Here is a 20,505-nt window from a genome sequence, read left to right on the forward strand (position 1 = left end):
CCTGGGTTTCTCTTGGCGCAGCCTCCGCGTTACCGGTGAGAACCGCTGGCCGCTGACGTCGCAGGGAATTTTACGGATGTCCGCTGCAAGCCATCCAAGGCTCTGGCTGCCCTTCAGGAGCTCGGCAAAACATCCGAGATCTTATAGCGATTTCTGAGCAGAGGTTGGTTACCATCAGCGGTGCTGCGTCCAGCCTTTGAAATGGGGGATGGGCTCCCCAGCGGCCGCATTGTCCAGGCGCGGGATATACCGGCTAGCGATGAGTTCCGCCTCCTGCAGTCGTGCCGCAACCAAGGTTGTCCAGAAGCCGTAGCTTCTCTCACGGGAGCGGAGAGCCTTCTGCTGTTGGAATTGAATTGACTTAAGGCGAAGATTGGCCAGCGAATGGCGAAGTAGAGCGATGATCGTCAAGGAACAGACTCCTTACTGGAATTCTAAGAGCCCTTGAGCGTTTCCTTCAGTTTATATGGCTGTTCACTTGGCCGTTCAAAACAGGCAAGACTGCATGTTCGTCATGCAGCCTGTACATAGACGCATAGGCTTTTGGTGCTTCTTTTCCCTCCAGCCCTGTCCACCGGGTCTCTCAGTTGAGGAACGCCACCCACCGTGGCGCTAGGACAAGCTGGGAACCGTAGATGTTAGGCTACGATCCTCAACGTATCAGGAATGGTTCTCGGCTGACAGCTTACGAGGCCTTGGCCGTGTAGAGATCGGCGAACTTCTCACGCAGTACGTTCTTCTGCACCTTGCCCATGGTGTTGCGGGGTAGATCATCGACAAAAACGACACGCTTCGGCAGCTTGAACTTCGCCAAGCGACCGTCGAGTGCCGCCAAGACCGTCTGCTCGTCCACCTCTGCCTCTTTCGAGCGGACCACGACTGCGGTCACCCCCTCGCCGAAGTCCTTGTGCGGCACGCCGATCACGGCACTCTCGAATACGCCTGGAATGGCATCGATCTCGTCCTCGATCTCCTTCGGGTAGACGTTGAAGCCTCCGGTGATCACCAGGTCCTTGCCGCGCCCGAGGATGTGAACGTAGCCGCGCTCGTCGATCTTGCCGAGATCGCCTGTAATGAAGTAGCCGTCCGGGCGGAACTCGGACGCCGTCTTCTCCGGCATGCGCCAATATCCCTTGAACACGTTCGTACCTTTCACCTCGATCATGCCGATCTGGTTCGTTGCCAGCTCTTCACCGGTGTCCGGGTTGGTGATGCGGGCCGACACGCCGGGCAGCGGCAGGCCAACGGCACCTGGTACCCTGTCGCCATCGTAGGGGTTGGAGGTGTTCATGTTAGTCTCGGTCATGCCGTAGCGCTCCAGGATGGCGTGACCGGTGCGGGCGCTCCACTCGCGGTGGGTCTCGGCCAGCAGGGGCGCCGAGCCTGACACGAACAGGCGCATGCCGGAGGTCGCCTCCCTGGTGAGGCCAGGATGCTGCAGCAGGCGAACGTAGAAGGTCGGCACGCCCATCAAGGCCGTGGCGCGGGACATCAGCCCCAGGATCTCATCGGCATCGAACTTCGGCAGAAAGATCATCGACGCACCGGAGAACAAGGTGACGTTGCTCGCCACGAACAGACCATGGGTGTGGTAGATCGGCAGGGCGTGGATCAGCACATCGTCAGCCGTGAAGCGCCAGACCTCCTTCAGGGTCATGGCATTGGAAACAAGGTTGTCATGGGTGAGCATGGCGCCCTTGGAGCGGCCGGTCGTGCCTGACGTATAGAGGATCGCCGCGAGGTCATCGCCGGCCCTCTGCACCGTCTCGAACGCGTCAGGGGCCTCGACCGCGGCCTCCATGAGAGAGCCCTGCCCTGCAGGATCGAGCATTTCAACGGCCGCTCCCACTTTAGAAGCCAATTGCTCGATCCCTTCGCGTTTGGAAGGATCGCAGACGACGAGCGACGGCTCGGCATCGCCGATGAAGTACTCCAGCTCCGCCAGCGTGTAGGCGGTGTTGAGCGGCAGATAGACGGCACCAGCCCGAACGGTGGCCAGATACAGGACGAGAGCCGGCACCGACTTCTCGACCTGGACGGCCACGCGGTCGCCGGGTTTGACCCCGCGGGCGCTCAGCACGTTGGCCAATCGCCCCGAGAGGGCAATCAGGTCGGCATAGCTGATAGTGTCACCGGCGGGTGCCGTGATGGCGGTCTTTGAGGAATCAGTGATCGAGCGTTCGAGCCGATCGAACAGGTTCGCGTTCATGGCGTGGGCTCCGAAGCGAGGGTCGATGATGGACCCGGTTAAGATATCGTGGGCGATGGCGGTCATGGCGTAGGCACCAGATCGCGAGACGGGAGATCAGTTCGCAAGGCTTTGCGGACCGTCGGTGAAGCAGCGACCACGCCCTTCTCGGCGAAGGCTTCGTGGTTCTTCTCAATCTCATCGAGAGCGTAGAGGTAGTTGACCATCAGCCCATGGGACTGCTTCAAGCCCTTGGCGGAGAGATCGCCGACAAAGTTCAAACGCTCAAGCCGCGCCCCGTTACCGAGATGGAAGCGGGCCACTGGATCGACGGGACGACCTTTAGGATCCTTGGCCTTCAGGAAGTAATAGGCCGCCGCCGCGAGAAGGGCATCACGAACCTCCTCCACCTTCCCTGGGTCACTGCTCCAGCTTGGTTCATCAAGAAGCATCAACCTCTCCTTGGCCGTGGCATCGAGGCAGGCCGACTCCTCCGTCTTGCGCTCGCGTTCCAGCCAGCGGGCAAAGCCCGGGACCGGCGAGAGGGTCACGAAGGTCTTGAGGTTCGGCAGTTCGCGCTTGAGGTTCTCCACCACCTGCTTAATCAGGAAGTTGCCAAAGGACACCCCGCCCAAGCCCTTCTGAGTGTTCGAGATCGAGTAGAACACGGCCGTGGTCGCCTCAGTTGCAGCAATCGGGGTGCGGCCTAGGTCAAGCAGCGGACCGATCGCGCCGGGGATCTCCTTGGTCAGCGCCACCTCGACGAAGATCAGCGGATCGTCGACGAGCTGCGGGTGGAAGAAGCCATAGCAGCGGCGGTCGTCCGGCTGGAGGCGGTTGCGCAGGTCATCCCAGTTCTGGATCGCATGCACGGCCTCATAGCGGATGATCTTTTCCAGGATATTGGCAGGCGTGGTCCAGTCGATCGGCCGCAACACCAGAAACCCCCGATTGAACCAGGATGAGAACAGATGGGTGAAGTCTGCGTCGACCGGCTTCAGCTCCGGGTGCTTGGGCAGGTACTCGAGCAGTTCCTCGCGCATCCGCACCAAGGCGGAGGTTCCGCCAGGAGCCAGGTTGAGGCGACGGATCAGCTCCTGCCGTCTGGGCTCGGCTGCGGCGTGCAGGCCCTCAAGCGCATCCGTTCCCTGATCCTGACGCACCGCTTCGATCGCTTGCGCTATGCGGCGGCGGTCGGGTCCGAAGCGATCCGCCAGTGCCTGGAGGAATGCGAGGCGGTCCTCGCCCGGTGCGGCGCTGTAAGTTGCCAACAGCGTCTGTGCGAGGGCCACGCCGGATGCCTCACCTCTCCGAGAGAGCAGCATCTCACCCACGGTGGGAAGAGCGTCCTTAGCGACGATCTCCCGCGCCGCTTTCTGACCAAGCAGGGAACGCCCTCGCTCAGTCAGTGTATCTATCAGATCGCTCAGGAAGGCTGGCGCCGCCTCCAACCCTGCCATTGATCGAGAAAGCTTCACGTTCATCTCCTTCATCCACACCAGACGATTAGCGTCACAGCACGACGAACAGAGCCCAAACGACGATCGGTGCGACCACCGTCACAAGGGCGCCATAGGCCATGAGCTTGCGGAAGAACGCCTCCCGGTCAACACCCTGGGCGTTGGCCAGGACGAGAGCGCCATTGGTCGAGAAGGGGCTCACATCAACAATGGTCGACGCAACCGCCATGGCAGCAATGAAGCCGATCGGGCTGACACCGGTGCCTGATTGCAGGAACGGCACGGCAAGTGGGATGAGGGATCCAAGCACAGCCGTGGAGGAGGCAAAGGCTGACACGACGGCACCGATGAAGCACAGCAGCAGTGCAGCGAGCATCGGGGAAGCCAGACCAGCGACGCTGTCCCCGACAAACGAGATGGTGCCCATCTTCTCGAGGACGACCACATAGGTACTCACGCCCGTGATCAGCATGATTTCCGGCCATGCGACTTGGCCCATCGCGCGCTTTTGCAGAGTTGGCGCCATCAGGGAGAGGATCAGGCCAATCGTGATCGCCACAAAGCCGATGTCGAGGTTGAAGGCAAGGACGAGAACCGCGAGAGCGACGAGTCCAAGCAGCGTGACGATCTGGTACAGACCGCCATCTGGCACTGTCGATGCCTCGTCTGGACGATCCATGATCGAACGGTTCGGCTTCTGTCCGGTTTCGAGCCTGATCTCCTCGCTAAGGGCCTCGGCTTCGGAATCGCCGAAGATCTGCGGGCCTGACTGCGGCATCGCTATCTGAACGGGGGAGACGGTAACGGCAGCCGGCGCGACTGCCCTCGCCTGGAGGAGCTTGCGGCCGCCGAGCGCGAAGAAAAGCAGGACGGCGACGGCCAGGTTGACGCCGAAGCTCGCCAGGAAGGTCGCGATCTCGTTGAGCGGCAGTCCGGCCTTGGCCACGATCCGGTTGGTGATGCCGCCATAGATGCTGATTGGCGAGAAGCCGCCGGCCTGAGCCCCGTGGACAACCATCAAGCCCATGAGCAGCGGATTGATGCTGTATTTGAGAGCGAAGCCGAGCGCGATCGGTGCGATGATTGCAACCGCGCCCGGGCTGACGGCGCCAACCGACGTCAGAACCGCAGAGATCCCGAACATGATCCATGGGATCGCGGCAATCCGTCCCCGCACGCCCCGAACCGCCAGCCGGACGAGCCAGTCGATGGTGCCGTTGTTCTGAGCAATGGCGAAAAGAAAGGTTATCCCGACGAGGGTCAGGAACAGACCGCCGGGAAAGCCTGCGATGATGGCGCTGGTGGTCTGGCCGGCCACCAGGGTTCCGACCAAGAAAGCGCCAACGAAAGCCAGCACACCCATGTTGATCGGCAGGATGGTGGCGACCACGAACATGGCCATGAGGGCGTAGATTGAGATCAGCTGTGGTGACATGGCACCCGCTCCTCTGTTTCCTCCTCTGCGTCGGATGGACGATTGGCTTTAGACCAACTCGCGGGGATTGCGCAGGCGGATCCCTCATTGCCCTTTCAGGAAAGACTGCGCGCATTTGCATTAGGTGTCAATGTTCTTGTATACAAGAAATGTCTTGTAAGATTATATGCATTTGATCTAGGATGCTCGTGAGCAGGACATGTGAGATGAGACGCGCTCAAGCTTTGAGAGACGCCCTCGAGCAGGACATTGTTACAGGCAAGTTTCGCCCTGGCGAGCGCTTGGACGAACAGAGCCTGGCCGCTCGCTTCGAGGTCTCCCGGACCCCGATCCGAGAAGCCCTGATGCAGCTTGCCTCGACCGGACTGGTTGAATTGCAGGCAAGACGAGGCGCCTTCGTCGCCTCTCTCAGCTTCAAAGACGTCGTCGAGCGGTTCGAGGTCATGGCCGCTCTCGAGGGCATGTGCGGGGCTCTGGCGGCCCGGCGGATCACCGAGTCAATGCAGAAGGAGCTCGAGAAAGCGCACGAAGACTGCGTTCGGGAGGCATCGCAGGAAAACGCCGATGCCTACTACTATGCAAACGAGCGCTTCCACCACGTCATCTACGAAGCCTGCCAGAACGCTTTTCTGGCGGAGCAGGCCCAACACCTTCATGCCCGTCTCAAACCCTATCGGCGGCTCCAGCTGCGGGCCCGCAGCCGTGTGGCAACTTCATTGGCGGAGCACCAGGGCATCGTAGAGGCCATCCGTGCCGGGGACAGCGAGCGGGCGGAGCGCCTCCTCCGGGAGCACATCCTGATCCAGGGCGAACGCCTGGCCGACTTTATCGCAAGTTTCGATCGGGCAGCCTAGCCGCCGGTTTAGCATTGCAGGGTTCTGGTAGAAGCAGGCTGCTGTGGAGTGTCGCCCACGAAACGGAGAAGGATGCGAAGGATGTCTCCTGACCTGCTCTCTCGCCGCACAATTGCCTTCGTCAACATCGCGCACGCGCTCGATCATTTCGTCCTTCTGATCTATCCGACGGCTGTAATCGCGATCGCGGCCGAGCGGCAACTGTCCTACGCCAGCCTCATCGGTCTCTCAACGGGTGCCTTCGTGGCCTTCGGCCTGTTCTCACTCCCAATGGGCTGGATCGCGGATCGTTTAGGGCGCCGCAACCTGCTGGGTATCTTCTTCGGCGGGTGCGGGATTGCGTGTTTGGGGCTGTCGACGGCGAACTCGCCGATCATGTTAGGCATCTGGCTCTTCGTGCTCGGGGTGTTCTCTGCGATTTATCATCCGATCGGCTCTACGATGCTGGTCACCCATACAAATCAGCTTGGACGCGACCTCGGGATCAACGGAGTGTGGGGCAATCTTGGTGCGGCCTTCGCCTCGGGAGTGACAGCCCTTCTGGCCACGACCCTCGGCTGGCGCGCGGCTTTCATTCTGCCCGGACTTGTTTGCCTCGCTGCCGGCATCGCGTTTGTCAGCCTTGTGCCCAGTGACGGAGATCCTCATGGCAAACCTGGCAGCGCTCATGCTGTCATCCCGGTGACACGGCCGATGACGCTCTTCCTGTTGTTCGCGACGGCGATCGTGGCCGGCGGCATGACCTTCAACATTACGACCATCGCGCTCCCCAAGATCATCGACGAGCGCATTGGTACCGCCTTGCCGCTGGTCCTGATCGGATCCCTGGCTACACTCGTGTTTGTCTTCGGGGCGTTGACGCAGCTCCTGATGGGCCGCCTCGTCGACAGGTTTACTTTGCCGCGGATCTTCGTTGGGCTGTCGATCCTTCAACCGCTTGGGCTTGGGCTCGCCGCCCTGATGGGTGGGATCCCCATGCTGGCCGGACTGGTCCTGGCGATGGCGGCGGTCTATGGGCAGGTGGTCGTCAACGATGCCATGGTCGCCCGCTACGTCCCTGCTCAGTACAGGGCCCGGGCCTTCAGTGTCCGCTATTTCCTTGGGTTCACGACGAGCGGTCTGGCCGTGCCACTCATCGCGCTCTTACACGGGATGAGCGGGTTCACCCTTGTTTTGAGCGCAGCAGTCACTTTTGGAATAGTGATCTTTCTCTGCTCGATTTGCTTTCTGCTCGCTGCTCAGACATCGCCACAATCATCGGCTCTTCCCGCGGCGTGATGGCTGAGGGCCATTACCAGTGCCTCCATCAATCCCTGTGCACGCTGATGTTTGGACCAGCATAGGATGTGCTATGCAGTGGACATAAACTGACGTGATGGCACGATAACGCAAGGGTGTAGGATCATGACGACTGACACGAGTTTGACCAAACTCACAGCCTGTGCGGTTGTCGACCTTCTGCAAAGGGGCGAGGTCTCCCCGCTCGATTGCCTCGACGCCTTAGAGGCCCGCATAGCCGCCGTGGACAGTACGGTCAACGCGCTTTCCATTCTGTGCTTCGAGCGGGCTCGCGAGCATGCCCGCTGGTTGATGCAACGGCCCCTCGGTGAACGTGGCCGTCTGGCTGGGCTGCCTGTGCCGATCAAGGATCTGACCGACGTGGCGGGGGTGCGCACGACCCACGGCTCGCCCATCTTCGCGGACTTCGTGCCTGAGGCCTCGGATATCCTGGTCCAGACGCTCGAAGCTGAAGGTGGGTTGATCTACGCCAAGTCCAATACGCCGGAGTTCGGCGCCGGCGGCAACACGTTCAACGAGGTCTTCGGCACCACATTGAATCCCTGGAACACAGTACTTTCCGCCGCGGGTTCATCGGGTGGGGCCGCAGTCGCACTCGCCACGGGAACAGCGTGGGTGGCGCAGGGATCCGACCTTGGTGGCAGCTTGCGCAATCCAGCCAGCTTCTGCGGTGTGGTCGGCCTGCGGCCGAGCCCCGGCCGGGTCGCCAGCACGCCTGGTGCGAAGATTGACCGGCTCCTGAGCGTGAACGGCCCCATGGGCCGCACCGTGGAGGACACCGCCCTGCTTCTCGATGCCATGACAGGGGAGAACCCAGGCGATCCCATCTCCCTGCCCAGGACAGAAAGCTTTCTGGCTGCGGCACGCTCGGGGTGGCGACCAGCGCGAGTGGCTTACTCCGCCGATCTGGGTATTACGCCCGTCGACCCGGAGGTCGCCGCCATTTGCCGAGCCGCGGCCCAACGGTATACGGAGTTGGGTGCCATCGTCGAAGAGGCGCACCCCGACCTGTCGGAAGCCCATGATACCTTCCAGGTTCTGCGCGGGATGACGTTTGCCGTCGGCCATGCCGATCTCTTGCAGAACCATCGGGACAAGATGAAACCGGAGGTGATCTGGAATATCGAGCAGGGCCTGAACTATTCGATGGCCGATGTTGTCCGGGCGGAGAACCAGCGCGCTACCCTGTTTCGGAGGATGAACGTCTTCTTCGACAGCTATGATCTGCTTCTCTGCCCCGCTACCATTGTCGCCGCCTACCCAGCGGGGGAGCGCTATGTCAGCGAATGTGCTGGCCACAGCTTCTCGAACTATGTCGAATGGCTCGCCATCGCTTACGCCATTACTCTGACCGCCTCACCGGCCCTCAGCCTTCCTTGTGGCTTCACCCGCGATGGACGACCGGTTGGGCTGCAGATTGTCGGCCGCACTCGTGCGGAAGGAAGGGTCCTGGCCGGAGCGCGTGTCCTGGAGGACATTCTTGGGCTGCGAGGCACCACGCCAATTGATCCGCAGTCCCCGCGAGCGGTGAACCTACCGAGTTAGCCTATCAGCTTCGGATGGCATCTAAGCTTGCTAGCAGCCCTATAGTAGCGAGCATGGTGTGGCGGCATCCTCGGTGACCGAGGACCTGTGGAACTGCGCGTTGTCATGAGTGAGCTACTGTGCCGATCTTGGAAAGCCAATTTGTTACACAGGAAGGTCCGCTCGGGGTTAGGCGGTGAAGTTCGTCCACTTTTCGGAATGTCTGGTTGCGTGAGGATTGCTGCCCTCGGGCTAGAGTCCCAAGTGTGCCATGTGTGGACGGCTCCCTTTTGGCAAGGGTTTTGTTGAACGCTTCTGCCGGGTTGGTCGGTGCGGCCATGTGTTCGACCTGTTGGTGCGGTACACCTGACCGCTGGCCATAATGCCCTCCGCGAAGGGGTCCCGACCAAAAGCTCGCATTCCAAGATGCTCTGGCACGAATGAGTTGTCCCGCTTCCCGGTTCGACCGGATCATGCATTAACGTCCTTGCGCCCTTCCCAACCTCTTGATCGCCGAACTCTCTCAGCGATGATTATTCCGCTTGCACAACAGGCTCACGATAGCGCTCGCCCTTGGCCATGATCGCCCACACCATCCGGGCCATCTTGTTGGCCAGGGCCACGGCCGCCACCTTGGTGGCCCGCCGCGCCAGCAGTTGCACGATCCACGGCCGCTTCGTTCCATGCCGCTGGGCAAAGCGTATCACCGCCAGTGCGCCCACGGTCAGCAGGGAGCCAAGATACCGGTTGCCCTGCTTGGTCACCCCACCGAGCCGCTCCTTGCCACCACTGGAGTTCTGCTTGGGCACCAAGCCGATCCAGGCCGCGAGATTACGACCCGAGGAGAAAGTCTTCGGGTTAGGAACATGGGCCACCAGAGCACTGGCGAGCAACGGACCCACGCCTGGGATCTCGGCTAGGCGGCGGCTGACCTCGCTGGCCCGGTGGCAGGCGGCGATGCGCCGGTCCATCTCCAGGATCTGGCGCTTGACCAGCATCAGTTGCTCGGCGAGCGCCAGAACGCAGGACCGAGCCAGCTCCGGGACGCGCTCATCCTCATCGCGGACCAAAAGCAAGAACTCGTCGACACCCTCCCGGCCGATCTTCGCCACCACGCTGAACTCGGCCAGGTGAGCCCGGATGGCGTTAGTGGGCATGGTCCTCTGCCGCACCTGCATCAGCCGCACCCGGTGCAGCATCAGGATGCTTTGCTGCTCGCACGTCTTCGTCTCGACAAAGCGCATGGTGGGCCGGGTAACGGCCTCGCAGATCGCCTCGGCATCGGCCATGTCGTTCTTCGGCCGCTTCACATACGGCTTGACGTAAGCCGGCGGCATGAGCTTGACCTCATGGCCAAGGCTCCGGAGCTCACGCGACCAGTGATGAGCCGAGGCACACGCCTCAATGCCTATCAGGCACGGCGGCAGGCTGGCAAAGAACTTGAGCACCTGCCCGCGCCTGACCTGGCGTCGGATCATCACTATCCCTTCGGGATCGATGCCATGCACCTGAAAGACGGACTTGGCGATGTCCAGGCCAATGGTGGTGACCGTGCGCATGGGCTGCTCCTGTGTCGCTGGCTGCTTGAAGCAACCATGCTACCTCACCGCTGGGTGGGAGCCGTCCACAGCATCAGGAGCGGACCTTTCCCCAGCATGCGCCGTCCAATCCCCATCCATCTTAAGCGGCCGGGAAGGAGGACTCCTCCAGGGGCAATTCCAGCGGGAACCATTGTTCGGATCAAACGCACCGGTATTGGGTTGTCTTGCGAGCAACCTAAACCAAAGGCACCACACGATGGCCGATCTGGCTCCGGCGCCACCTCCGCCAGCCCTCCGGCCTGCGGGGTCCCCCATCCTGACCGCCGGCGGCATCGTTCTGGCGATCGCGGGACTCTACTTCGGCCGCGATCTGTTCGTTCCCTTCGCGCTCGCCATCCTCCTGAGCTTCGCCCTGACGCCGCTGGTCAACTGGCTCAGACGCTGGAAGCTGCCGCGAATTGCAGCGGTTCTCGTGGCCGTGACGCTTGCCTTCATCCTGATCGCAGGCATCGCCTTTGTGGTCGGGCGCCAGCTCGTTCAGCTTGCCGACAATCTCCCGACCTACCAGACCACCATCACCGACAAGATCCGCTCTCTGCAGGCCTCCGCTCCCGGCGGAGGGATCGTGGACAAGGTCACGACGACCATCCAGGATGTCGGCAAGCAGATCTCCGGCGAAAAGCCTCCTGACGATGTTCCGGCGCAGACACCCGGGTCCCGGCTCGGCAACGGCACCGCGCAGGAGCCAGTCACCGTGCGGCTGGAAGCCCCGCAGGCCAAGCCTCTCGAGATCATCCAGACCGTTGTCGGCCCCCTGCTCGCGCCACTGGCCACGGCCGGCCTCGTGGTGATCTTCGTGATCTTCGTGCTGCTCGAGAGGGAGGACCTGCGCGACCGCTTCATCAAGCTGGCGGGAGCAGGCGATCTCCAGAAGAGCACCCAGGCCATCAACGATGCAGCAGCCCGGGTCAGCCGCTATTTGCTCATGCAGCTCGTGGTGAACCTGACCTACGGGATCCCGATCGGCATCGCTCTGTACTTCATCGGCGTGCCGAATGCTCTGCTATGGGGCCTGCTGGCGGCGGTGCTGCGGTTCATCCCTTACCTCGGTCCCTTCCTGGCGGCCCTCTTTCCGATTGCCCTCGCAATCGCGGTCGATCCGGGCTGGACGATGCTGTTCTGGGTCGTCGGCCTGTTCCTGGTGGCCGAGCTCATCAGCAACAACGTCATCGAGCCGTGGCTCTATGGTTCCAGCACCGGGTTGTCGTCACTGGCCATCATCATGGCGGCGATCTTCTGGACCAGCCTGTGGGGTCCGGTCGGGCTGTTCCTCGCAACGCCTCTTACGGTCTGCCTCGTTGTGATCGGACGCTATGTGCCGCAGCTCGAGTTTCTCGGCGTTCTCCTCGGCAGCGACCCGGTGCTTGCGCCGGAAGAGCGCCTCTACCAACGCCTGCTGGCCGGCAACCTGGAGGAGGCTGTGGAGATGGCCGAGGACTATGTCGACGAGCACTCCTCGCGCGAGTTCTATGACAACGTGGCCATCCCGTCCCTTCGTCTGGCCGAGAACGACCGCCAACGCAGCACCACCGACACCAACTACCGACGGCTCGTCGCCGACACGGCGATCTGCGTCGTGCGCGAGGTTGAGGACCATGTCCGAGAGAACGCCGCCTCACCTCGTGAAGGGGCGATAGATCAGGATCGCGCACCGTCCGTACGAGAGGAACGGCCCTCGCCGGTCCTCTGCCTGGCAGGACGCACGGAACTCGATCGCGCGGCGGCCGAGATGATGGCGCAGGTGCTCCAGGAACAGGGCATCGGCACTCGGGTTCTCCCGCCGATCGCCGTCAGTCAGGGGGCCTTGGGGCAGCTCGATCTCAAAGGCGTGGATGTGGTGTGCCTGTCCTACCTGCATCCGCAGCCGCAGGTTTATGCCCGCTACATCTGCCGTCGCCTGCGCCGCCGGGCGCCGCACCTGAAGCAGATCGTCTGCTGCTGGAACCTGGCGCCCGGGACGGGACAGACGGAAGACCTCAAGAGGCAGATGGCGGCCGATGCGATCTTCGTCTCGCTCGACGCCTGTGTCGACCAGGTGAATGCGTGGGTCCACCTCCCTGCATTGCCCGGTGAAGCGCCGCCGGTCCTTCCTGACGCCGAGCAGGCTCAGATTGCGGCGCTGCATGACCTGGGTCTGGCCTCGGCAAAGAGCCGTCAGTTCGACGAGGTGTCCCGGAAAGTCGCGCAGGCGTTCGACGTCCCGATTGCCCTTGTTTCCTTCGTGGACGAGGTGCAGCATCCCCAGCCGGACGCGGCAAGCCTGCCCCAGGACACTCAGGCCGCGCAGCGGGCTGCTCACGAGGAATCGCTCGACGCGCACGTGATCACGGCGAACGAGGTGCTGGTGTCCGAGGACGTCACGGAGGATCCGCGCTTTGCCGACGATCCGCTAGTGCTGGAGAAGGGCATCCGCTTCTACGCCGGGGCTCCGCTACGGACCTCGGCGGGGCTGGTGATCGGCACCCTGTGCGTCATCGACATGCGGCCCCGCGAGTTCCAGGAGCCGGATTGCCGGCGCCTCCAGGTCATGGCCGACGAACTGATGAGCCAGATCGAGCGTCGCTCTGTGGAACAGATGGGCAGCCCCCAAGCCGACCTCGTCACCCAACCCCCCACCGTCATCTCGTGACCACCGTCGTCACGCCTCCCCCGTTGTCACACCTCCCCCATCGTCACAGGGCTTGTCCCGGTGGTCTCGATCGGTGAGGCGCGGCGCTTCACACAATCGGGATGGCCGGGACAAGCCCGGCCATGACGGGGAAGGGAGAGGCACATCCCTCCTCGTGTCATCACCAGCCTCGTGCCGGTGATCCCGACTTTCGCCCGAGCGAGCCAAATCCGGTTCAACGGCGCCGCCGGCCGAGTGGTCGACAACATGCACCAACTCGTCAACAGGCTTGCACATCCGAGCCGCCTCATGGTCTGTCTGATCGTCGAGCGTCCGGGTTGCCGGCGCACTGCCGTGGGAGTCACGATAGCCGAGGAGGTTGAGCCTGAACGTGCGAGGGTGCGGAAGGCGGCAAGGTCCGTCGGATTGCTCAACGAGTCGACTGGAACATGAATGCGTTGGTGGATCGTCCGGTGAGCCCTCGCCGGTAGAGAGCCTCTATTAAGAGGGCTTCTTCGGCTTCCTGAGGTCACATCTCGGTGGAACGATCATTTGGCTTATGAAGAGACGGAGCGCCTTGCGCACGGCGACGGGAGGCGGTTCGGACGGATGCCACTCCGGGAAATGACCATCGATGGCCATGCGGGCCAATCCATAGACATAGGCGCGGGCAGCCAGAACGAGATAGTCCAGATCAACATCCAGGGCAAGCCGCCACTGATGTTGGACTCGGGTCAACAACTCAACCATTGTCTCACGAATAGCTCTGTTCTGGTCACGCAGACTGGGGGACGCTTCGAAGTCAATCACGGTACGGGAACTGATGATCTGAAAGTGGGTGGGATTGGCCAGCGCCCATTCGAGATAGCCCTGACCGATCGCTTCGAACGCGGCTACGGGATCAGCGCTATCGACTTCCGACGCGGCTCTGGCGACTGATCGTGTAAGCCGATCCATCGCCTGTTCGGCGACAGCCGTCAGGAGCGCCGTTTTTGATCGGAAGTGCCGGAACGGCGCTCCTGGCGAAACGCCTGCACGCTTTGCCACCTCGCGCACGGACAGTTGCTCGACCCCGCGCTCCTCGATGAGTTCGACAGTCGCCGCAATGAGCGCCTCGACCAGGTTGCCATGATGATAGGGCTTGGGCTGGTCGCCTGCCTTCGTGACGGATTTTTCGGCCATTTCTGACTGATAGCACGCTTCAATGTAATCAGCGATTATTTTGTTGACCCAGTCTCTGTTGCATGTAATCACTGATTACACCCTCGATGGAGATCCACATGCTTCGTTCCGCCTTGTTGACCAGTCTCGCTCTCCTGGCATCGCCGATCGGGTTGGCTTACGCCGAAGACCGCCCCATCCTGGAGATCGTTTGGCCGCAGCCCGGTTCGGCTGTCGAGCTTGGGAATGATCCTGAGAAGGCGACAGGCATAGTGGTGAAGAGCAACTTCACACTGCTCCCCGCAGGTCAGTGCGGCGCGAACCGCCAATGCGGCCATGTGCATATGAAGATCGATCCGGACGGCGACACCTGCAACATCCCGGGTAAGCCATACAACAGCATGAACAGCGACTTCGGAGGCGACCTCATCAAGGCTCGCTTCGGCCATTGCCCGAAGGCTACGGGCCAACACGTAATCGGCGTCCTCCTCGCCGATGATCACCACAGGCCCGTTCTCGTGGACGGCAAGCCGGTGACCGCCTTGGTGACCGTCACGACGAAGTAAGCAATCTGACGCCCTGTCGGAAGGAGCGACGTCGTTGTGGATCTGGTCCAGCACTCTGCATGGCGAAGTCGATCTCGCCCCAATCACTCCCCTGTCTAATTTCTGGAAGCAGCCGCAGGCTCGGACGAAAGGAAATCCGATGACCATTGTGCTGGATGAAGATCCCCGGGATACGACTGTCCTGGTGACAGGCATCAGCGGATTCCTCGCTGGCCACATCGCTTTGAAACTGCTTGAACAAGGGTATCGGGTGCGAGGAAGCCTGCGGCGCATCGATAGGAGCGATGCGATACGCGACGAACTTGGATCCCACAGTCATGGGGATGTTACGGAGAACCTCAGCTTTGTGCAGGCCGATCTCGACAGCGATGATGGCTGGGCTGCCGCTGTCGAGAATTGCCGATATGTCATTCACACGGCGTCACCCTTTCCCCCCGGCTTTCCCGAGAACGAGCGTGAGCTGATCCGCACAGCCCACGATGGTGCGTTGCGCGTGCTCCGCGCGGCACACCAAGCGCGGGTCGAGCGTGTCGTCATGACGTCATCGGTGGCGGCCACGAACCATGGCGACGGCCAGGCACCTTACACCGAGGATAATTGGACCGACCCGGATAGCCCCCGTGCGACTCCCTATTACAAGTCGAAGACGCTCACCGAGCAGACTGCTTGGGCCTTTGCACGAGAAGTCGGGCTCGACCTCGCCGTCATCAATCCGAGCGTGATCCTTGGGCCTTTGCTCGGCACGAAGATTGGGACGTCCGTGGGCTTGATCCATCACCTGATGTCCGGACACTTCGAGGGCATTCCACGCTTTGGCTTTTCCGTCGTGGATGTGCGCGATGCTGCGGATGCCCACATTCGGGCGATGACGAATCCAGCCGCTGGCGGGCAACGCTTCATTGTCGGAGGCGGGTTCTTCTGGCTCAAGGACTTGGTGGCCGTTCTTGCGCGCTCCTTTCCCGACCATGGTTCCCGGTTACCGACCCGTGAAGTTCCCGATGACGTCGTCAGAGACATGGCGAAGTTCGATCCCAATGCACGAACGATCGTTCATGAACTCGGTCGGGATCTGAGCGTCAGCGCAGCAAAAGCAAGGCGTATCCTGAACTGGAGCTCACGGCCGGACAAGGAGTGTATCCGGGCCAGCGCACAAAGCCTCATCGACCTGGGGTTGGTATCTGTCGAGAGGCCGAACCAGCACGCTTGACCCGCCGCCTCCAGCAGAGACCTATCGATCTATTTCCCAGAATGGAGAACACCCATGACAATCCCCACCACCGGCGCGTTCTCACCGGCCAATGAGGCCGAATTCCTGCGGGAAACGGAACGTGCCAGGCTTCGCGCCCTGGTCAGCGCTGATATTGATCGGGCACAACACTTTCATGCCCCAGACTTCCAGCTGATAACGCCGATCGGCGTGGCTCTTTCAAAGCAGGACTATATGGGCGCCATCGCCTCCGGGCAGCTCAAGTACTTGGCATGGCAGCCAGGCGATATCGCCGTGCGGCTCTATGAGGGGGGCGCGGTTCTTCGGTACAGCGCTCAGCTTGAGGTTGTCTTCGGCGGGCACAAAGTTCCCCTCAGAGACTACTGGCACACCGACACTTATGAGCATCGTGATGGACATTGGATGGTCGTCTGGTCGCAAGCCACGGCCATTCGATAGGCAAAGTCCGTCGACCTCCTCAATCAGGGCATGATCCCCCTCGATTCACGATGCCGCTTAGGACGAAGGTAGTCGTCCTAAGCGGCATCGCAATGTCTCTGCGTCTGCTAAGGGCAAGGCACTCCGCCGGCGGTCGACGGCCAGCCTGCCGATCCATTCCCATCTGCCGGATCAACGTCTCCTGTGGGTCAAGGAGTAACGTTGGGCGGACCAATTGAAGGTCCGCTCGTCGTGCCTTTGCAGAAGTTCGGCCTACTTCCGGAACGTGCCAATAAGCGACATTCGCACTATGGCAGGCGCCCACATACATGATCAGGATGGCCCGGAAATCGTTGACGTTCGTTCTGGTCGGACCCGTAACGAACAGGTCGTTCACGGCATTGAACGCGGTCCAGGCGTCGTTTCTTGCGAGAAGGTGATGCGCCTCGAGACCGCGTGCCGCCAACCGGGTGACAGCCGACCCATCCTTGAATGCGCCGGCATTGTCTTCGGAACCGTCGATTCCATCGGTATCGGCGGCCAGGGCGAAGAGGCCGCCCCTTCCGGCGATCTCGATCGCGAGGGCAAGAAGGAACTCCGTATTCCGCCCTCCCTTTCCATCCCCGGATCGTAACGGTGCATTCCCCACCCGACAGCAGGACCATGGGCCTCTCGGACGGTCCACCCTTGCGGAGGATATCGTCGACAGTTGCCACATGCGCCTTGGCGACTTCCCGCGCCTCGCCCTCGATGGCGTCTCCGAGGACGACTACCCGCACCCCCAGTTTTTGCGCCCGCGCCGCAGCCGCCGCAAGGGAGGCCGCCGCAGACACGATGACCTTGACCTCATTGCTGGCGAAGCACGGATGGTCCGGATCAGCATCCGTCCCGTTCCGGCGCTTCAGGAAGTCCATCACCCGCGCAGGCAGGCGGAGGCGATGCCGCTCAATGATCCGGAGGGCCTCCGCGGGCAATGCCCGGTTGGCAACCGTCGGACCGGAGGCAACCAGCCCTGGGTCGTCGCCCGGGATATCCGATACGATGAGGGTAACGACTTTCGCGGGGTAGGCTGCAAGCGCCAGGCGTCCTCCCTTGATCGCCGAGAGCTGGGTGCGCACGACGTTCATCGCGGAGATGGGTGCGCCTGACGCCAGAAGCACCTCCGCAACCGCGATCTCGTCGTCCAGGGTCAGACCGTCCTGAGGCAATGCCAACAGCGAGGATCCGCCGCCCGAGATCAACGCGACGACAAGGTCGTCCTCGCTCAAGCCCGAGACGGTTTCCATGAGACGACGGGACGCCATCAGGCTCGCGACATCCGGAACGGGATGACTGGCCTCGATGATCTCGATCCTGTTGCAAGGAGCATGTGATCCGCGCCTGGTGACCACGATACCTTCAAGGGGATCGTCCCAAAGCGCCTCGAAGGCTCGGGCCATCTCGGCGGATGCTTTGCCGGCCCCGATGACGATCGTTCGCCCCTTTGGCCTTGCCGGAAGATTGGCCCTGATCGCCTCGTATGGATCCGCGGCGGTCACGGCTGCGGCGAACAGGGACGTCAGAAAGGTCTTGGGATCGTGATCGACGGCCATCGATCAGGCCGCGACCATGTTCGTCGGCTGTCCACGTTCGAAGGCTTCGATGTTGTCGACCAGTTGGTCGGCAAGACCCTGGACAGCTTCGTGGCTAGCCCAGGCGACGTGCGGGGTGAGAATGAAGTTCGGAAGGTCGAGCAGCCGCATCAGCGGATGGTCGGGCGGCGGTGGTTCGGTCGTGACCACGTCGAATCCTGCCCCACTGACCTGCCTCTCCCGCAACGCACGCTCGAGGGCGATCTCATCGACGAGCCCTCCGCGGGCCGTGTTGATCAGCAACGGACGACGGGCCATCATCGCGAACTCGTCGGTGGAGATCATGTTGCGGGTGGATGGCATCAGGGGAGAGTGAAGGGTGATCACGTCGCTCTCTCGCAAGACCTGCTCGAAGGGCGTGTAGAGCGGACCCATTCCGGTCGTGCCCTTGTAGTCCGAGAAGAGCACCTTCATGCCAAAGGCATGGCCAAGATCGGCCACGGCACGTCCCAGAACCCCGTCCCCGATGATGCCGAGGGTCGAGCCGGCAAGGTCGCGAATTGGGTAATCGAAGTAGCAGAACTGGCCGGTCTCCTGCCAACGCCCGGCGCGGACGGAATCATGGTAGGCGACCAGGCTGCGGCGCAGCGCGAGGATCAGCGCAAACGTATGCTCCGGCACAGTATTGACGGCATAGTTACGGATGTTCGTGACGCCGATCCTGCGTTCGGCACAGGCGGCGACGTCGACCACGTCCGTGCCCGTTGCGGCGATGGCAACGAGCCGGAGGTTCCTCGCGTCTCCGATCGCCTCGCGGCGAACGGGGACCTTGTTGGTGATGACGATGTCGGCGTCGCGGATACGTTCCGCCACCTCTTCCGGCTTGGTCCGGGCGATCGCGACGAGTTCATGGGGAAACGAGAACGCCCGCAAGGTGATGTCCTCAGGCAGGGTGTCGCGGTCGAGCACGACGATGCGCGCGGTCTTCTTGAGACTCTCGGACATGGGTAATGGACCTGTTCGTGATCGAGGGACAGGGTGCGCATGCCGCGGTCCCTGTCCCGTTGTTTTATTCAGGGGGCCTCAGGCCTCTTCCTCCTGGAACGCCACTTCGCGGGTCTTGCGGAAGGATGGCAGGACCATCAGGATGAACATCGCGGCGGTCGCCAGCAGCAGGACGAGGCTGATCGGCCGTTCGAAGAACACGCTCGGGCTTCCGTGAGAGATCACTAGGGCGCGACGGATGTTCGTTTCCAGCAGCGGACCGAGAACAAAGCCGAGCAGCAAGGGGCCCGGTTCGCATTTCGCTTTGCGGAACAGGTATCCGAGCAGCCCAAAACCTGCGGCGAGCACCACGTCGAAGATCCGGTTGTTGATGCTGTAGACTCCGACGCAGCAGAACAACAGGATGGCCGGGTACAGGAGACGGTAAGGTACTGTCAGCAGCTTCACCCAGACGCCGATCAGCGGCAGGTTGATGACGACCAGCATCAGGTTGCCGACCCACATGCTCGCCACGAGGCCCCAGAAGATCTCCGGCTGGGATTGCAGAACAGTTGGCCCAGGCGTGATCCCATGGATGATGAACGCGCTCAGCATCATAGCCATCATGTTGTTGGATGGGATGCCGAGCGTGAGCAGCGGTATGAATGACGATTGTGCGCCGGCATTGTTGGCGGCTTCAGGCCCCGCCACGCCCTGGACGGCTCCGGTCCCGAACTCCTCAGGATGTTTCGCAACCTTCTTTTCCAGGGAGTAGGCGCAGAATGACGCGAGCGTCGCACCGCCACCCGGCAAGATTCCGAGAAACGTCCCGATACCCGTCCCCCGCAGGACGGCCGGCCAAGCCTTCCGGAAGTCCTCCCGCGTGGGCCACAGGCGGCTGAGCTTGCTGACAAGGACGCCTCGTGCTTCCACGTTTTCCAGGTTCTCGATGATCTCGGTGAAGCCGAAAACGCCAATTGCGATCACGACGAAGTCGATGCCGTCGAAGAGTTCGATCGCATTGAACGTCAAGCGTTCCTCGCCAGATGCCGCGTCGATGCCGACCATACCGAGCACCAAGCCGAGTAGGATCATGCCGATCGCCTTCAGGACGGGCCCTCTGGCAAGGACGGTGGCGGCCAACAGGCCGAAGAGCATCAGTGACACATACTCGGCAGGGCCGAACGAGAGCGCGAATGACGAGAGCGTCGGGCCTGCAATCGCGAGGCCGAACGTCGATACGGTTCCGGCAAAGAATGATCCGAGCGCCGCGATGGCAAGCGCTGATCCGGCTTTGCCTTTCTGCGCCATCTTGTAACCGTCAATCGCGGTCACCACCGATGATGCCTCACCGGGGAGATTGACCAGAATGGCGGTTGTCGATCCGCCGTACTGCGCCCCGTAGTAGATGCCGGCGAGCATGATGATGCCGGCCAATGGGGGCAGGTAGAAGGTGATCGGCAGGAGAACGGCAATCGTCGCGGTCGGGCCGATGCCCGGCAACACACCGATCAGCGTCCCGAGAAGGGCTCCCAGCAGGCAGAAGCCCAGGTTCATCGGAGTCAGCGCTTCGCCGAACCCGAGCGCGAGCAGGTGGAGGAATTCCATG

15 protein-coding genes and 1 pseudogene are annotated in these 20,505 nt (G+C 62.0%); 7 read left to right on the plus strand and 9 right to left on the minus strand.

All coding sequences use genetic code 11. The features are described from left to right. Positions 1-174: 174 nt before the first annotated feature. The 4 genes from KBI52_RS18680 to KBI52_RS18695 all read right to left on the minus strand — a co-directional run bounded on the left by KBI52_RS18680 (position 175) and on the right by KBI52_RS18695 (position 5,083). Positions 175-411: a hypothetical protein gene (locus KBI52_RS18680; RefSeq protein ID WP_173946927.1), complete on the minus strand. Its 237-nt coding sequence runs from the start codon at positions 409-411 to the stop codon at positions 175-177. A 274-nt stretch (positions 412-685) separates the two neighbouring features. Further along, on the minus strand, positions 686-2,209 hold the full coding sequence (locus KBI52_RS18685; protein ID WP_210810277.1) for a malonyl-CoA synthase: 1,524 nt from the start codon (positions 2,207-2,209) through the stop codon (positions 686-688). Between the two features lie 62 nt (positions 2,210-2,271). After that, on the minus strand, positions 2,272-3,648 hold the full coding sequence (locus tag KBI52_RS18690; protein WP_210810282.1) for a malonyl-CoA decarboxylase: 1,377 nt from the start codon (positions 3,646-3,648) through the stop codon (positions 2,272-2,274). Between the two features lie 52 nt (positions 3,649-3,700). Next, entirely contained in the window at positions 3,701-5,083 is a 1,383-nt protein-coding gene (locus tag KBI52_RS18695; protein WP_173946926.1) for an SLC13 family permease, read from the minus strand. A gap of 206 nt (positions 5,084-5,289) precedes the next feature. On the opposite strand from KBI52_RS18695, the gene KBI52_RS18700 reads away from it, so the two are divergent. The 3 genes from KBI52_RS18700 (at position 5,290) to KBI52_RS18710 (ending at position 8,781) form a co-directional block, all read left to right on the plus strand. Beyond that, on the plus strand, positions 5,290-5,937 hold the full coding sequence (locus KBI52_RS18700; protein ID WP_173946925.1) for a GntR family transcriptional regulator: 648 nt from the start codon (positions 5,290-5,292) through the stop codon (positions 5,935-5,937). A gap of 81 nt (positions 5,938-6,018) precedes the next feature. After that, the gene (locus KBI52_RS18705; RefSeq protein ID WP_210810191.1) at positions 6,019-7,215 is read left to right on the plus strand and encodes an MFS transporter; all 1,197 of its coding nucleotides are present in this window, start codon (positions 6,019-6,021) and stop codon (positions 7,213-7,215) included. 126 nt (positions 7,216-7,341) lie between these two features. After that, positions 7,342-8,781 (plus strand): amidase, encoded by a 1,440-nt coding sequence (locus tag KBI52_RS18710; protein WP_210810197.1) that lies wholly within the window; start codon positions 7,342-7,344, stop codon positions 8,779-8,781. 512 nt (positions 8,782-9,293) lie between these two features. Here the strand turns inward: KBI52_RS18710 and KBI52_RS18715 are convergent. After that, positions 9,294-10,319 carry an IS110 family transposase gene (locus KBI52_RS18715; protein WP_210810204.1) on the minus strand — a complete coding sequence of 342 codons (1,026 nt, stop codon included), beginning with the start codon at positions 10,317-10,319 and terminating at the stop codon, positions 9,294-9,296. Positions 10,320-10,557: 238 nt separating this feature from the next. Here KBI52_RS18715 and KBI52_RS18720 point away from each other — a divergent pair, with 238 nt between their 5' ends. Next, positions 10,558-12,990, plus strand: a complete 2,433-nt coding sequence (locus KBI52_RS18720; RefSeq protein ID WP_210810213.1) for an AI-2E family transporter — start codon at positions 10,558-10,560, stop codon at positions 12,988-12,990. 480 nt (positions 12,991-13,470) lie between these two features. Here KBI52_RS18720 and KBI52_RS18725 read toward each other — a convergent pair whose 3' ends face one another. Further along, positions 13,471-14,151 carry a TetR/AcrR family transcriptional regulator gene (locus KBI52_RS18725; protein ID WP_173946921.1) on the minus strand — a complete coding sequence of 227 codons (681 nt, stop codon included), beginning with the start codon at positions 14,149-14,151 and terminating at the stop codon, positions 13,471-13,473. A gap of 98 nt (positions 14,152-14,249) precedes the next feature. On the opposite strand from KBI52_RS18725, the gene KBI52_RS18730 reads away from it, so the two are divergent. The 3 genes from KBI52_RS18730 (at position 14,250) to KBI52_RS18740 (ending at position 16,362) form a co-directional block, all read left to right on the plus strand. Then, complete coding sequence (locus tag KBI52_RS18730) at positions 14,250-14,696, plus strand: hypothetical protein (RefSeq protein WP_173946920.1); 447 nt, start codon at positions 14,250-14,252, stop codon at positions 14,694-14,696. A gap of 139 nt (positions 14,697-14,835) precedes the next feature. Then, complete coding sequence (locus tag KBI52_RS18735) at positions 14,836-15,903, plus strand: aldehyde reductase (protein WP_210810221.1); 1,068 nt, start codon at positions 14,836-14,838, stop codon at positions 15,901-15,903. Positions 15,904-15,957: 54 nt separating this feature from the next. Further along, positions 15,958-16,362, plus strand: coding sequence for a nuclear transport factor 2 family protein (locus KBI52_RS18740; RefSeq protein WP_173946918.1), 405 nt, complete (start codon positions 15,958-15,960; stop codon positions 16,360-16,362). Between the two features lie 304 nt (positions 16,363-16,666). Here KBI52_RS18740 and KBI52_RS18745 read toward each other — a convergent pair. The 3 genes and pseudogenes from KBI52_RS18745 to KBI52_RS18755 form a co-directional block, all read right to left on the minus strand. Continuing rightward, positions 16,667-17,933 (minus strand): annotated as a pseudogene (locus KBI52_RS18745) (glycerate kinase); the annotation flags it as partial. 3 nt (positions 17,934-17,936) lie between these two features. Continuing rightward, entirely contained in the window at positions 17,937-18,917 is a 981-nt protein-coding gene (locus tag KBI52_RS18750) for a D-2-hydroxyacid dehydrogenase (RefSeq protein WP_210810227.1), read from the minus strand. A 78-nt stretch (positions 18,918-18,995) separates the two neighbouring features. Next, positions 18,996-20,504, minus strand: a complete 1,509-nt coding sequence (locus KBI52_RS18755) for a tripartite tricarboxylate transporter permease (protein WP_173946916.1) — start codon at positions 20,502-20,504, stop codon at positions 18,996-18,998. Position 20,505 lies beyond the last annotated feature (1 nt).

Source organism: Microvirga sp. HBU67558 (assembly GCF_018069605.1).
In the GTDB taxonomy this organism is placed as follows: domain Bacteria; phylum Pseudomonadota; class Alphaproteobacteria; order Rhizobiales; family Beijerinckiaceae; genus Microvirga; species Microvirga terrae.

Bases quoted from the DNA above. Each gene is read 5' to 3' on its own strand.
- KBI52_RS18685 (WP_210810277.1), bottom strand. From the start codon at position 2,209: ATGAACGCGAACCTGTTCGATCGGCTCGAACGCTCGATCACTGATTCC.
- KBI52_RS18690 (WP_210810282.1), bottom strand. From the start codon at position 3,648: ATGGCAGGGTTGGAGGCGGCGCCAGCCTTCCTGAGCGATCTGATAGAT.
- KBI52_RS18695 (WP_173946926.1), bottom strand. From the start codon at position 5,083: ATGTCACCACAGCTGATCTCAATCTACGCCCTCATGGCCATGTTCGTG.
- KBI52_RS18700 (WP_173946925.1), top strand. From the start codon at position 5,290: ATGAGACGCGCTCAAGCTTTGAGAGACGCCCTCGAGCAGGACATTGTT.
- KBI52_RS18705 (WP_210810191.1), top strand. From the start codon at position 6,019: ATGTCTCCTGACCTGCTCTCTCGCCGCACAATTGCCTTCGTCAACATC.
- KBI52_RS18710 (WP_210810197.1), top strand. From the start codon at position 7,342: ATGACGACTGACACGAGTTTGACCAAACTCACAGCCTGTGCGGTTGTC.
- KBI52_RS18715 (WP_210810204.1), bottom strand. From the start codon at position 10,319: ATGCGCACGGTCACCACCATTGGCCTGGACATCGCCAAGTCCGTCTTT.
- KBI52_RS18720 (WP_210810213.1), top strand. From the start codon at position 10,558: ATGGCCGATCTGGCTCCGGCGCCACCTCCGCCAGCCCTCCGGCCTGCG.
- KBI52_RS18725 (WP_173946921.1), bottom strand. From the start codon at position 14,151: ATGGCCGAAAAATCCGTCACGAAGGCAGGCGACCAGCCCAAGCCCTAT.
- KBI52_RS18730 (WP_173946920.1), top strand. From the start codon at position 14,250: ATGCTTCGTTCCGCCTTGTTGACCAGTCTCGCTCTCCTGGCATCGCCG.
- KBI52_RS18735 (WP_210810221.1), top strand. From the start codon at position 14,836: ATGACCATTGTGCTGGATGAAGATCCCCGGGATACGACTGTCCTGGTG.
- KBI52_RS18740 (WP_173946918.1), top strand. From the start codon at position 15,958: ATGACAATCCCCACCACCGGCGCGTTCTCACCGGCCAATGAGGCCGAA.
- KBI52_RS18750 (WP_210810227.1), bottom strand. From the start codon at position 18,917: ATGTCCGAGAGTCTCAAGAAGACCGCGCGCATCGTCGTGCTCGACCGC.
- KBI52_RS18755 (WP_173946916.1), bottom strand. From the start codon at position 20,504: ATGGAATTCCTCCACCTGCTCGCGCTCGGGTTCGGCGAAGCGCTGACT.